11 protein-coding genes are annotated in these 14,140 nt (G+C 31.3%); 9 read left to right on the top strand and 2 right to left on the bottom strand.

Features of this window, described 5'->3' with window-relative positions; all coding sequences use genetic code 11:
• Positions 1–171 precede the first annotated feature (171 nt).
• Together LG649_RS05570 and LG649_RS05575 are read left to right on the top strand one after the other, a co-directional pair.
• Positions 172–2,547: a TonB-dependent receptor gene (locus tag LG649_RS05570; RefSeq protein ID WP_226542036.1), complete on the top strand. Its 2,376-nt coding sequence runs from the start codon at positions 172–174 to the stop codon at positions 2,545–2,547.
• Positions 2,548–2,551: 4 nt separating this feature from the next.
• Entirely contained in the window at positions 2,552–3,400 is an 849-nt protein-coding gene (locus tag LG649_RS05575; RefSeq protein WP_226542038.1) for a DUF4249 domain-containing protein, read from the top strand.
• A gap of 43 nt (positions 3,401–3,443) precedes the next feature.
• Here the strand turns inward: LG649_RS05575 and LG649_RS05580 are convergent, their stop codons facing one another.
• A complete protein-coding gene (locus LG649_RS05580; RefSeq protein WP_226542047.1) occupies positions 3,444–4,598 on the bottom strand; it encodes a DNA polymerase III subunit in 1,155 nt (384 codons plus the stop codon).
• A 151-nt stretch (positions 4,599–4,749) separates the two neighbouring features.
• Here LG649_RS05580 and LG649_RS05585 point away from each other — a divergent pair, with 151 nt between their 5' ends.
• From LG649_RS05585 to LG649_RS05595, 3 genes are all read left to right on the top strand, one after another.
• Positions 4,750–5,937, top strand: coding sequence for a phosphoglycerate kinase (locus LG649_RS05585; protein WP_226542049.1), 1,188 nt, complete (start codon positions 4,750–4,752; stop codon positions 5,935–5,937).
• A gap of 78 nt (positions 5,938–6,015) precedes the next feature.
• Positions 6,016–7,542, top strand: a complete 1,527-nt coding sequence (locus tag LG649_RS05590; protein WP_226542549.1) for a lytic transglycosylase domain-containing protein — start codon at positions 6,016–6,018, stop codon at positions 7,540–7,542.
• A 19-nt stretch (positions 7,543–7,561) separates the two neighbouring features.
• Positions 7,562–8,545 carry a DUF4837 family protein gene (locus LG649_RS05595; RefSeq protein WP_226542050.1) on the top strand — a complete coding sequence of 328 codons (984 nt, stop codon included), beginning with the start codon at positions 7,562–7,564 and terminating at the stop codon, positions 8,543–8,545.
• Positions 8,546–8,609: 64 nt separating this feature from the next.
• Here the strand turns inward: LG649_RS05595 and tatA are convergent, their stop codons facing one another.
• A complete protein-coding gene (gene tatA, locus LG649_RS05600) occupies positions 8,610–8,792 on the bottom strand; it encodes a twin-arginine translocase TatA/TatE family subunit (protein WP_226542051.1) in 183 nt (60 codons plus the stop codon).
• Between the two features lie 158 nt (positions 8,793–8,950).
• Here tatA and LG649_RS05605 point away from each other — a divergent pair, with 158 nt between their 5' ends.
• The 4 genes from LG649_RS05605 to LG649_RS05620 are packed head-to-tail and all read left to right on the top strand — an operon-like array spanning position 8,951 to position 14,132.
• A complete protein-coding gene (locus LG649_RS05605; protein WP_226542052.1) occupies positions 8,951–9,820 on the top strand; it encodes a M23 family metallopeptidase in 870 nt (289 codons plus the stop codon).
• Positions 9,821–11,314, top strand: a complete 1,494-nt coding sequence (locus LG649_RS05610) for a GH3 auxin-responsive promoter family protein (RefSeq protein WP_226542053.1) — start codon at positions 9,821–9,823, stop codon at positions 11,312–11,314.
• Between the two features lie 38 nt (positions 11,315–11,352).
• Positions 11,353–13,041, top strand: coding sequence for a DUF6909 family protein (locus tag LG649_RS05615; protein ID WP_226542054.1), 1,689 nt, complete (start codon positions 11,353–11,355; stop codon positions 13,039–13,041).
• Between the two features lie 11 nt (positions 13,042–13,052).
• On the top strand, positions 13,053–14,132 hold the full coding sequence (locus LG649_RS05620; protein WP_226542055.1) for a hypothetical protein: 1,080 nt from the start codon (positions 13,053–13,055) through the stop codon (positions 14,130–14,132).
• The last annotated feature ends 8 nt before the right edge of the window (positions 14,133–14,140 follow it).

Genomic DNA, 14,140 nt, shown 5'->3' on the forward strand with positions numbered 1-14,140 from the left:
CAGAAGTGTAACTTCTGGCTTTTTTTGTTTTAAAAATTATGTAACAAATAGTTAATATTAATCGTCGGTATAAAATATTGTTATGTTATAATTTAAGGCAAAATAATATGGATGTTGTGTTGTAATACGCTACACAAAGCTTAATTTTATCATTAAAAAGAATTGTTATAAATGAAATATTTATGTTTAACACTGTTTGTTATAACTAGTTATTTTGGTTTTTGTCAAGAAAAATATAGTATTAGTGGAAATATTACCGATGCTAACAACGGAGAAACACTTTTGGGAGCTACGGTTTATCTTCAAGACACTAATTTTGGCGCAACAACAAACGAATACGGTTTTTTCTCATTAACAGCTCCAAAAGGCAATTATAAATTAATAATCTCTTACGTTGGGTATACAACCTATTCACAAGATATTAGTTTAAATAATGACTTAAATTTAAGTTTCGAATTGCAAGAATCTGCAACCTCTTTAGATGAAGTTATAATAGTTGCTGAAGAATCTGAAATAGTTAGCATTAAAAAGCCTCAAATGAGTGTTTCAAAGTTAAATGCCCAAACTATTAAGGAAATGCCAGCAGTTTTAGGGGAGGTTGATGTTATAAAATCCATTCAATTACTGCCAGGAGTTACAAGTAACGGCGAAGGTTCTGCAGGGTTTCATGTTCGAGGTGGAGCGGCAGACCAAAATTTAGTACTTTTAGATGAAGCTATAATTTATAATACATCACATTTTTTTGGCTTTTTCTCGGTATTTAATACGGATGCTATTAAAAACATCAAACTTTATAAAGGCGATATTCCTGCTAAATTTGGTGGTCGTGTGTCTTCTGTTCTAGATGTGCGACAAAAAGATGGAAATAGCAAACAATTTGCTTTAAATGGAGGTATTGGTTTAATTTCAAGTCGCCTTACGGCAGAATCTCCTATTTTTAATAAAAAAGGTTCCTTCTTAATAGCTGGCAGAGCTTCTTATGCGCATTTATTTATGCCATATATTGAAGAAGTTAAAGACGACAAAATTTCGTTTTACGATTTAAATTTAAAAACAAATTACGAAATAAATAAAAACAATAAACTGTATTTATCTGGCTATTTTGGGCGCGATGTCTTTAATTTATCAAGTTTAATTGAAAATAATTACGGAAACGCTACAGGAAATTTAAGATGGAATCATGTATTTAACGATAAGTTATTTTCTAATTTATCTTTAATTTATAGTAAATATGATTACAATATTGTATTAGATTTTATAGAGTTAGATTGGGAAGCCAACATAAAAAACTATAATATAAAATACGATTTAGGTTATTATGTTAATAATAATTTAACCCTCGATTTTGGTGTAAGTGCTTTAACTTACAACGTAAACCCAGGAGATATTCAACCATCAACCGAAACATCATCAATAAACGCCATAACTCTTGATAAAAAGAGAGCTTTTGAAGGTGCTGCTTATATTAATGCTGAACATAAAATTACAGAAAAACTTGCCCTTAATTATGGTTTAAGATTCAGTACATTTTCCAGATTAGGTGGGCAAACTATGGCTAATTACGTAAATAATCTTCCAGTTGTTTATAATAGCGAATTAGGTATTTATGAGCGTGGTGAAGAAGAAAGCGAAACAACCTACAGTAAGGGCGAAACCATAAAATCTTTTGCTAACTTAGAGCCTCGTTTTGGTATATCGTATCAACTAAATAAATTATCTTCTTTAAAGGGTAGTTATACCAGATCTGCACAGTATTTACATCTACTTTCTAACACATCTTCTGTTACACCTTTAGATGTTTGGACTCCAAGCGGGCAGTACATAAAGCCACAATTATCTAATCAATATGCCTTAGGTTATTACAAAAACTTTAATGAAAATACCTTTACTCTAGAATTAGAAACCTACTTTAAAGAGGTTGATAATAGAATTGATTACATTGATGGATCGGATTTAATAGGAAATAATAACATTGAAACCGAAATATTAAGTGGAGAAGCCAGATCGTATGGTTTAGAACTACTTTTTCGTAAAAATAAAGGCGATTTTACCGGTTGGTTGGCCTATACTTTGTCTAAATCCGAACAACGTACTTTAGGCGGTAATGCGGGAGGACCAGGAATTAATAACGGAAATTGGTATAATACTTATTATGATAGAACCCACGATATTTCCTTAACAGGATCGTATAAATTAAACGATAAATGGCGATTTAGTAGTAATTTCGTGTTCCAAACAGGGCGACCTGTAACCTATCCAAACGGACAATATAACTACGAAGGTCTCTCTATAGCTACTTATTCTAACCGAAATGAAAATCGTTTACCAACCTATCACCGATTAGATATTTCTGCAACCTTAACCCCTAAAAAAAGTTTAAACAAACGTTGGAAAGGCGAGTGGGTATTCGGTATTTATAATGTTTATAATAGGCGAAATGCAGCATCAATAAGTTTTAATCAAAACAATCAAACAGCACTAAATGAAGCTACTAGAATTTCAATATTTGGCGCAATTCCTTCGGTAACCTACAATTTCAAATTTTAAAGTCATGAAAAACATTAATAACTATATAATTTTATCACTTTTTGCATTATTTTTTGTGAGTTGTGAAGATGTGATTGACGTAGATTTACAAACAGAAGAACCAAGGTTGGTTATTGAAGCTTCTTTAGATTGGGAAAAAGGCACATCTGGAAACGAGCAAACCATATATTTAAGTACGTCTACAGCTTATTTTGATACCGAAACTAATTCCGCTGTAACAGGCGCAACTGTTGTTGTTACTAATTTAAATACAGGCACTATTTTTAATTTTACAGATGAAAATAACGGTGCGTATACAACAGCTAGTTTTGAGCCAATTTTAGGCGATACCTATTATTTACAAGTAAATTATAACGGAGAAACCTATGAAGCAATAGAAACACTTTATTCGGTGTCTGAAATTAACCGAATTACACAAAGTACAGAAGCCGGTTTTGATGATGAATTACTCGAAGTAAATATATATTTTGATGATCCTGAAGCTGAAGAAAACTACTATCTAGTGAAATATTATGAACCTGGAGATTTATTTCCGTTTTTAAACACTCTTTCAGATGAGTTTGTAAATGGTAATGAAGTTTATAGTTTTTTTGAAAAAGAAGATGATGAAGACTCTAACGAAACACCATTTGAGGCTGGAGATACTGTAAATATTAAGGTTTATGCCATTTCAGAACAGTATTATAATTTCATGGAAATTTTAATTGAGCAGTATTATAATTCAGGAAATCCGTTTGCATCAAATGCCGCTTTAATAAAAGGAAACTGTATAAATCAGGACAATCCAGATAATTATGCTTATGGTTATTTTAGAGTTACCGAGTTAAATGCAGAAACGTATACATTTCAATAAAAAAACACATAAATTATTGATTATCAATAATTTAAACCAGTGTTTAATTATCTTTTTTATGAAGTAAACGGGTTAATTTTATGCTTAAATCTGTTAATATAATTTTGGAATTTCCGTTACGTTCTATATGGTAAATAGCATCCTGAAGTTCGTTACTAATATCCATAATATTATTTCCATGAATAAAAGGCGCAAACTTATTTATATCAAAGGCTTCACTTTTTGGCTCAAAAAACACTAAATCGTTGGCATTGTAATTTAGTAATAAGGCTTGTCTAAAAAAATCAATACAAAAGTTTAAAAATTGTTTTTGTGTTTCTCTACCAGTTTTTGCAACCTCTTCACTCCAAGAAATTAAATCATGTATGGCAGCTTTGTTTCCTTTGGCTTTAAAGGCTGTTCGTACCCAAAATACAAACCATTTTTCAAATTGAATATCTTCGGTGTCGCTGTATACTAAATCGCAAGCTTTATTATAGTTTCCGTTAGCTTGATGCGCAATTTTTGTAGCATCAGTTTCAGGAATATTAAACTGATTAATTAAGGCATTTTTTACATCGTTTTCTGCAAGAGGAGGAAAATGTAAAACCTGGCAACGCGATCTTATGGTATTAATTATTTGCTCTTCATCTTCTGCAATAAGCAAAAAAATGGTTTTTTCGGGTGGTTCTTCAACAAGTTTTAAAAGCTTATTGGCAGCTGCCGTATTCATTTTTTCGGCCATCCAAACCAAAAGAATTTTATAACCACCTTCGTACGATTTTAGCGATAAAGATTTTACAATATCTTGAGCTTCATCAACCCCAATTTGCCCTTGTTTATTATCAACTCCAAGCAGTTTGTACCAATCAAACAAGTTTCCGTAGGGTTGCTCGTTTAATAATTTCCGCCATTCTTCTAAATAATGGCTAGAAACAGGATGCTTTTTTACTTTGTCTGTGGTGGTTACTGGAAAAGCAAAATGCAAATCTGGGTGCGAAAAGTTTTTAAATTTTAGGTTGCAAGAGGCGTTTCCACCGTCATTTTCGCCTTGAGTATTTTTACAAAGTATATACTGTGCATAAGCCAAAGCCATTGGTAAAGTACCAGAACCCTCGTTACCAACAAAAAGTTGTGCATGCGGTATGCGGCCATTATCTGCACTTTGTGTTAAGTGCTTTTTTATATGTTCTTGTCCTATAATTTGGTTAAAAAGCATAAGCAAACCTACATATTTTTTCAGTATTTTTTTCGCTTATAAAATAAAACTTAAAAAATATTAAGTGGCTACATCGTTTTCGTTTAAAAACACGTTTTAATTAGATTATTTATTAGTTACATTTGTAAGACTTAAACGTAAAACTATTATAATGAAAACGATTAACGATTTTAACTTCGAAAATAAAAAAGCACTTATTCGTGTAGATTTCAATGTGCCACTAAACGATAAATTTGAGGTAACAGACACTACAAGAATTGTTTCGGCAAAGCCAACAATTATTAAAATTTTAGAAGATGGTGGTAGTTGTATTTTAATGTCGCATTTAGGAAGACCAAAAGGCGTGCAAGATGAGTTTTCGTTAGGTCATATAGTTGAAACGGTTAAAGATATTTTAGGTGTAGAGGTTACTTTTGTTAATGCTTGTGTTGGCGAAACTGCTGAAGCTGCGGCTGCTAAATTAGAACCAGGACAAATTTTATTGTTAGAAAATTTACGTTTTCATGCTGAAGAAACCGCTGGAGATAAAGCATTTGCAGAACAACTATCTAAATTAGGAGACATTTACGTAAATGATGCTTTTGGTACTGCACACCGTGCACATGCATCTACAACCATTGTTGCTCAATTTTTTGAGAACAATAAATGTTTTGGAAGTTTATTAGCACAAGAAATAGAAAGTATTCAAAAAGTATTAGAAACTGGTGAAAAACCTGTTTTAGGAATTTTAGGTGGGGCAAAAGTATCGTCTAAAATTACTATTATCGAAAATATTTTAGATGCCGTAGATCACTTAATTATTGGTGGTGGTATGGCTTTTACCTTTGTTAAAGCTCAAGGCGGAAAAATAGGTAATTCTATTTGTGAAGATGATAAAATGGATTTAGCCTTAAGCATTTTAAAGCAAGCTGAGGAAAAGAATGTAAAAGTTCATATTCCTATAGATACTATTGCTGCCGATGCTTTTAGTAACGATGCAAACAAGCAAACTGTAGATATAAATAATATTCCAGATGGTTGGGAAGGTGTAGATGCAGGCCCTAAATCTATAGCTAAATTTCACGATGTAGTTATGGAATGTAAAACTATTCTATGGAATGGTCCTCTTGGTGTTTTTGAAATGGAAAGTTTTGCAAACGGAACTATTGAGTTAGGAAACTCTATTGCCGAAGCAACTAAAAACGGAGCATTTTCGTTAGTTGGTGGTGGAGATTCTGTTGCAGCCGTGAAACAGTTTGGTTTTCAAGACAAAGTAAGTTATGTAAGTACAGGTGGTGGAGCTATGCTAGAAAGTTTAGAAGGAAAAACTTTACCAGGAATTGCTGCAATTTTAGAATAATAAAGAAATAGCTTTTAAATTAAGCTAAAAAATACGAATTTAGCCATAATGTCGTTGATTAACATGTTAACAGATTTTATGGCTTTTCGTTTTTATATTGCGTTCTTTATTTGTGGGCTTGGGTATTCTCAAACTCAAGATTCTATTATGGATGGTGCACCACAAACCATTAAAACTATTCCAATTAACACCGATTCAATACAAGTTAAACAGTTAAAAGATAATGAATTAGCTGCGAAATTTGATGAGAAATGGTTAGAGGAATTATACAGTAATGCCCTTTTCGATACTATATACAAATCAGTAACCGAACTCGATTTTAAGTCTATAGATTTTCCAGAATTATCAACAGATACGTTAAAGGCAAGATTAAAAAAATTAGATGCTAAAACACCTTTTAATGTAGAGTACAATCCATCTTTAGAAAACGTAATAAAATCTTATTTAAAGTACCGTAGAAATTCTATACAAAAGCTAATTAGTTTAAGTGCGTTTTATTTCCCTATGTTCGAGCGCGAACTAGATTTATATAATATTCCATTAGAAGTAAAATATCTTGCCATTGTAGAGTCTGCATTAAAACCAAGAGCAAAATCCAGAGTAGGGGCAACGGGTTTATGGCAATTTATGTTTGCAACCGGTAAAATGTATGGTTTAGATGTAAGTAGTTATGTAGATGAACGTAGCGACCCTATAAAATCTACCGAAGCTGCTGCAAAATATTTAGCCGAACTTTATGGTATTTTTGGAGATTGGGATTTAGCATTAGCAGCATATAATTCTGGACCAGGAAACGTAACAAAAGCCATTCGCCGTTCAGGTGGTTATAAAAACTATTGGAATATTAGGCATAATTTACCACGAGAAACGGCCGGTTATTTACCTGCTTTTTTAGCCAATATGTATATTTTTGAATATGCCGAAGAACACGGTTTTAAAAAAATTAAACCAGAATTAGCTTATTTTGAAACAGATACATTAAGAGTTAAACACATGATAACACTTGATCAGGTTTCAGAAGTAACAGGAACACCAATCGAGCAACTTCAGTTTTTAAATCCATCTTATAAACTAGACATTATTCCGTTTATTAAAAAAGAAAACTATACATTACGATTACCTCGCGAAGTAATAGGTACTTTTGTAAATAACGAAGACTCTATTTATGCATTCGCAAAAGCCGAATTTGATAAAAGAGAGAAACCGTTACCTCAATTTTTTAATTCAAATGATAGAATAAGATATCGGGTAAAATCAGGAGATTATTTAGGTAAAATTTCTAGAATGTATGGTGTAAGAGTAAGTGATATAAAACGATGGAATGGATTAAGAAGCAATAATTTAAGTATTGGGCAAAGGCTTACAATTTATCCTAAAAAACCATACATTGCACCAACTAAAAATACAACAACTGTAGCTACAAAAAATATACAAACTAAACCTATTTCTGGAGAGTCTGTTATATATACAGTACAACAAGGCGATTCACTTTGGAGTATTTCACAAAAATTTTCTGGAGTTTCCATTCAAAATATTAAAGATTGGAACGGTATTAGCGGTAGTAAATTAAAACCAGGAATGAAGCTTAAAATAGCTAAAACCTAAACCAATAAAAGCCAAAACAATGATACGACAATTTATTTTTTCAGTTTTTACGTTAGTATTTTTAGTATCCTGCGGAAACAAAAAAAAATCAAACGATGATATTTACATTGCAGATGCCTCAGGAGCAATAAACAATGTGTCTGTAGTAATAGAAAACGATTTGTGGGATGGTAGTGTTGGTGATGCTGTTAGAAGCGTTCTAACAAAGCCAATATACGGTTTGCCTCAAGACGAGCCTACTTTTACAATTAATCAAATACCGCCATCGGTTTTTACTGGGTTTGTAACAAAAAACAGAACGGTTTTAAAAATTGAAACAGGTAAAGAGGCCAGTATTAATATTTTAGATAATGTATATGCAAAACCCCAAAAGGTTATTGTGGTTTCTGGAATAACTAAACAAGAAATAATTGATTTGATTAACCAAAACGAAACAAAAATTATAGATGTTTTTCATAATATGGAACTTAAAGAACGTTCCAGACAAATGGCAAAATCGCCACATTCTTTCGAATCTATAGAAGAAAAATTAGGCTTAACATTAAAGTTTTCGTCAATTTATAGAATAGCTAAAGAAACCGATAATTTTTTCTGGATTAGAAAAGATATTACAACAGGAACAACAAATTTATTATTATACGAATTGCCATATGATGCAATTAAACGCAATGATAGTGTTGTAAATCAAATAATAGCTATAAGAGATTCAATAGGAAAACAATATATAGAAGGCCCTGTTGAAGGTTCGTATTTAGCAACAGAAAATGCCTATACTCCATTTCATGGAGAAACCATTTTAGATAACAAACCTGCACTAGAAACTAAAGGTATTTGGGATGTTAAAAATGCTTTTATGGGAGGTCCTTTTATAAATTACGCTATCGAAGATAAAGTAAATAAACGTTGGGTAGTTGTTGAAGGCTTTGCATTTGCCCCATCAGTAGAAAAACGAAACTATGTTCTGGAGCTTGAATCTATTATAAAATCTATTAGAATTAAGTAGTTAAAGTATAAATAAAATAAAAAAGCCTGCAACTTGCAGGCTTTTTTATTTTATAATCCTAAAATCATTCTTTTTTTGAAGCATCAGTACTTTCCTCTTTACTTGCATCTTTAAATTCTTTAATACCACTACCAAGTCCCTTCATAAGTTCTGGGATTTTTTTACCTCCAAAAAGTAACAAAACTACAACGGCTATCAAAACTATTTGAGGCCAACCAATAACTAACGGTAATATATATAAGCTCATAATATCAAATTTTATAGCACAAAATTACTAATTAAATTTAAATAAAGTTCCATTAAACACAATTTTAGCATAAGGTTATATTTAAAACTATTTTATAACGTTATAGTTTATTAAAAAGAATAACACATTAAATAAATTCTATTTATTTTTGTTCAACTATGGCCACTAAAAAAAAGAAACCTAAAAAAATTAAAAAGAAATTATTAGATAAGTATAGATTATTAATACTTAACGAAGTTACTTTTGAAGAACGATTATCCTTTAAACTTACACGATTAAATGTGTTTGTTTTAGGTTCTTTGGTTTCCATTTTTTTAATTGCTTTAACATACCTTATTATAGCTTTTACACCATTACGCGAATATATTCCAGGGTACTCTTCAACAGCATTAAAAAAGAAAGCTACAGAACTAAATTATAAAACCGATTCGTTGCAGCAAGTTATTGCCATGAATGAAACCTATTATAAATCTATAAAAAAGGTTTTAACGGGAGATTTAAGTGCAGAAGATTTTAATAAAGATTCTATTATAGAAGCTATAAAAATTGAAGCTAGCGAAGTTGACTTAAATCCGAGTGCAGAAGATTCCTTGTTAAGAGAAAAAGTGGATAAAGAGGATAAATATAATTTATTCGAGTCGGCAATATCTGAAACAAATTTCGTGTTATTTCCGCCGGTAAACGGAACTATTAGCTCCCCTTACAGCACTAAAGATAAGCATTATGCTGTAGATATTGTAGTGGCAAAAGATACGCCGGTAAAAGCTACCGCAGATGGAATTGTAATTTTTTCTGAGTGGACAGCCAATACAGGTCATGTTATTATTTTAGAACACGGCGATGGTTTAATTTCAATATATAAACACAATGGTTCTTTAACAAAGTCTCAAGGCGATTTAGTGAAAGCAGGAGAGGTTATTGCAACCGCAGGAAATACAGGTGAATTAAGCACTGGACCACATTTGCATTTCGAACTATGGAACGATGGATATCCAATTAACCCAACAAACTTTATAGATTTTAAATAAATGATTTCATTAAAATCGGCGTTAGCAAAACTTTTTGCCAAACGTATACACAAAAGCATACAAAAATGGGCTAATAACCCAATTGAAACACAAGAAAAAGTTTTTCAAGATCTTATAGCTTCAGCAACAAAAACTGTTTTTGGGCAAGATCACGATTTTGTTAGTATAAACAATCATAACGATTTTGTAAAACGTGTGCCCATCAGAGATTATGAAGGATTAAAACCTTATGTAGAGAGAATGGTTGCCGGAGAACCAGATATTTTGTGGCAAGAAAAACCTATTTATTTTGCTAAAACTTCTGGAACCACATCAGGTTCTAAATATATTCCAATTACCAAAGAAAGTATGCCTACGCATGTAGAGGCAGCTAGAAACGCTATTCTCATGTATATTAAAGAAACAGGGAAAGCTAAGTTTGTTAATGGTAAAATGATATTTTTACAAGGAAGCCCCATTTTGAAAGAACAAAACGGTATACAACTTGGGCGTTTATCTGGAATCGTAGCGCATTATGTACCTAAATACCTTCAAAAAAACAGATTGCCGTCTTGGGAAACAAATTGTATTGACGATTGGGAGACAAAAGTTGATGCTATTGTAAAAGAAACTCTACCCGAAAACATGACTGTTATATCTGGAATTCCATCGTGGGTACAAATGTATTTTGAAAAGTTAATCGAAAAAACAGGAAAACCTGTTGGAGATATTTTTAAAAATTTCAACTTATTTATTTTTGGAGGTGTAAACTACGAGCCTTATCGTGCTAAATTTGAAAAACTTATAGGGAGAAAAGTAGATAGTATTGAGTTATATCCTGCTAGCGAAGGGTTTTTTGCGTTTCAAGATAAACAAAATGAAAAAGGCATGCTACTTCAATTAAATTCAGGAATATTTTACGAGTTTATAAAAGCAGATGACTTTTTTACAGAAAACCCAAAGCGAATTACAATAAAAGATGTTGAGGTTGGTGTAAATTATGTAATGATAATATCAACTAACGCTGGTTTATGGGCTTACAACATTGGAGATACAGTAATGTTTACTTCAGTAAAACCGTATCGAGTTATTGTATCTGGAAGAATAAAACATTTCATATCTGCCTTTGGTGAACATGTTATAGGTAAAGAAGTAGAGCAAGCAATAGAAGAAGCTATATTAGGAACAAATATTCAGGTTTCAGAATTTACAGTGGCACCCCAAATTAATCCAACTCAAGGTTTGCCATATCATGAATGGTTTGTTGAATTTGAGAATGAACCAGATAATCTTATAGAATTAGCAGAAAAAATAGATCAATCACTTCAAAAGCAAAACACGTATTATTTCGATTTAATTCAAGGCAACGTGTTGCAAACATTAAAAATCACTAAGGTTAAAAAAGGAGGTTTTCAGGAATATATGAAATCTATTGGTAAATTAGGTGGTCAAAACAAATTACCAAGGCTTTCAAACGACCGTAAAATCGTTGAACAAATTCCGCAAAGTATTTAAACTAAATAATACTATATTTGTTTCGAATAAATTTGAGTATGATTAACAAAAAAAATCAAGGAAGAACAAGGGCTCAGGAAAGTTCTAACGCCATAGAGCGCATGTATATAACAATGCGTCATCTGTTTAATAGAGGGTTTTACAAACCAATGGGAATCTCTGGTGAAACTTTAAGACAAGCTCTTTTGCAGTTACGACCAGAAATTTATGGTTCTGTAGGTGAAGAAAAAGCCGAGTTAGACGGATTGTTGTATGTTATAGATAGATTACCTATTGGTATTGAAGAATGTACGTTTATAAATTTAACAAGCGACGAAGGATATTCAGAATCTCACTTTAAACCAATAATTCCAGAGAAAAGAAGAAGAAATTGTTATAGAATAGACGACGAGCAAATGAACATTGAAATTACTCGTGGCCGATCTGAAATCTATGATATTTTAACTCACCTTACGTTTTTATTCATAGAGTCTCACAAAATAAGTAACCGCGTTTTAATAAACGAAGAAGGGCAAACTACTAGAGACTGGGAAAAGCTTGAAAAAGCAGTTTTAAGCAAAAAAAAATTAACCTTAGAGGAGCGTGAAATAGCAATTACGCATACAGCAAATATTTTAGGAAGAACATTTAATGAGTTAACCAAAATATATAATAATTTTTCTACTCCAAATAAACCAGAAAGATTACTGCATATTGTATATTGGTTGGGTAAATTAGCTATTGAAGAACAGGTAAACAATAATAAAAGAACGGTTACTTTTAGTCCTGTTTTAAGAGAGCGCTTAGGTCATCATATCCATGGCGAAATTTGGGCCGATAAAATAAAAGAAACATTACACAAAAATAATTTATTAGAAAGGCCAATACACATTATAAGCGCTAATATGCATAGTGTAATGAATACACTATTTGCATTTGGAGCCTTAAAAAATGAATTTACCAAAAAAGATGCTTTTCAGGTTTACGAAAAATTAAGTCATAAAGATAATGCCACTTTACGTAACAAAATAAATAAAGAAGCCTTACAAAAGGGTATGATTTATATTGAAGACAAATCTGGCGCAAATATAGATGTTCAAATTTTTGATACCACTAAGCTAGATGTTTCGAAAATTGATTTAGATATATCTGAAGAATTAATAAAAGAGCAAAAGCCAGTTATATTTGTAATGGATTATGCTTTTGGTGAACAAGCTTATGAAACTATAGATGAGTTGTTAAAACCATATAAAACTAAAGATACAGAAATATTTCTAAACGTAGAATCGGTTTCCATTATGGGAAAAGCAGGAATTTTAGAAGGCGGAAAAGGAGATATAATGATTCCTTTTGCACATATTTTTGAAGGAACAGCAGATAATTATCCATTTGAAAACGAACTTAAAAAAGAAGATTTAGAAGGCCAAGGCGTAGATGTTTATGAAGGTTCAATGATTACTGTATTAGGAACCTCTTTACAAAATAAAAATATACTAAAGTTCTTTTACAACTCAACTTGGCAGGTAATTGGTTTAGAAATGGAAGGTGCACATTACCAAAAAGCTATTCAAGCAGCATCTAAAGTAAGAGGAAGCATAAGTTCAGATGTAAAAGTTAGGTACGCTTATTACGCAAGTGATAATCCTTTAGAAACAGGAGCAACATTAGCATCAGGAGGATTAGGAACATCTGGCGTTAGGCCAACATATTTAATAACAAGAACAATTTTAAAACAAATTTTAAATTAATTAAAATTAAGATGAGTAACGATTTACAACCATCAAAACAATCTTCAGAAGAAGTTGATTTAGGGCAGTTATTTAAAATGATAGGCAATGTCTTTAATCGTTTTATAAATTTTATTGCAAGTATCTTTAAGGGGATTTATAAAGTAATTCTTTTATTACTTATAAATATTTACAAGCGTTTTTTGTGGTATGCTGGAGCAATTATTATCGGTTTCATAGTTGGCTTTATAATCGATTCTAAATCGGATAAACTATATGGAGCTAATATGTTTATAGAAACCAATTTTAAATCTGCTCGTCAAGTTTATGAAAACATAAAGCAATTTAACCAATTAGCTAAAATTGATAAAGACTCTCTGGAATTAGCTAAAATTTTAAATATATCTGTTAAAGAAGCTTCTAAACTTAAAGGATTTTATATTCAGCCAGATATTGACGAAAATGTTATGGCTGAGATGTATTCTCAATTTTATACTAAGCTAGATTCTACTTCAAGATCAGAAATGAATTTTAAAACATACAAAGAATCGTTAACACCCTATAATTTTTCAGTACACTTAATAGGAGTTGCTTCTTTAGACAAGTATTTATATAAGAAAATTGAAAATAATTTTGTTAAAGAGTTATCAGGTAATCAATATTTACAATCTTTATTAAGCATTAATCAGGAGAATTTAGATAAAGAAGATAAAACTTTATCTGAACAAATATCTAAAACGGACTCTTTAGTTGATAAATACTTAGAGATACGAATTAATGAATCGCAAAAAGAGCCAATTCCAGGATCTGGAACTAATTTATACATGGGTAGTCAAGAATCATCAAATTTATTAGTAGACGAGTCGGAAATTCTTGACAAACGCTTGAAATTAGAAAAGAATAGACGTGAGGTAAATTTAAATAAAATTGAGAAGCAAAGTGTTATAAATGTTTTAGCAGGTTTTCCCAAAACAGGTTATTATATTGAAGAATGGTACGATAAATCAAAATTTTTATTACCTCTAGTTCTCTTTGGGTTAACCTTTATATTTTTCTTGTTATTAGGTTTAAAAAAACATCTAGATTCCGAAAGTAAAAAATTAAAAATTTAGCTTTAACC

Source organism: Neotamlana laminarinivorans (genome assembly GCF_020523925.1).
GTDB classification, from domain to species: Bacteria; Bacteroidota; Bacteroidia; order Flavobacteriales; family Flavobacteriaceae; genus Neotamlana; species Neotamlana laminarinivorans.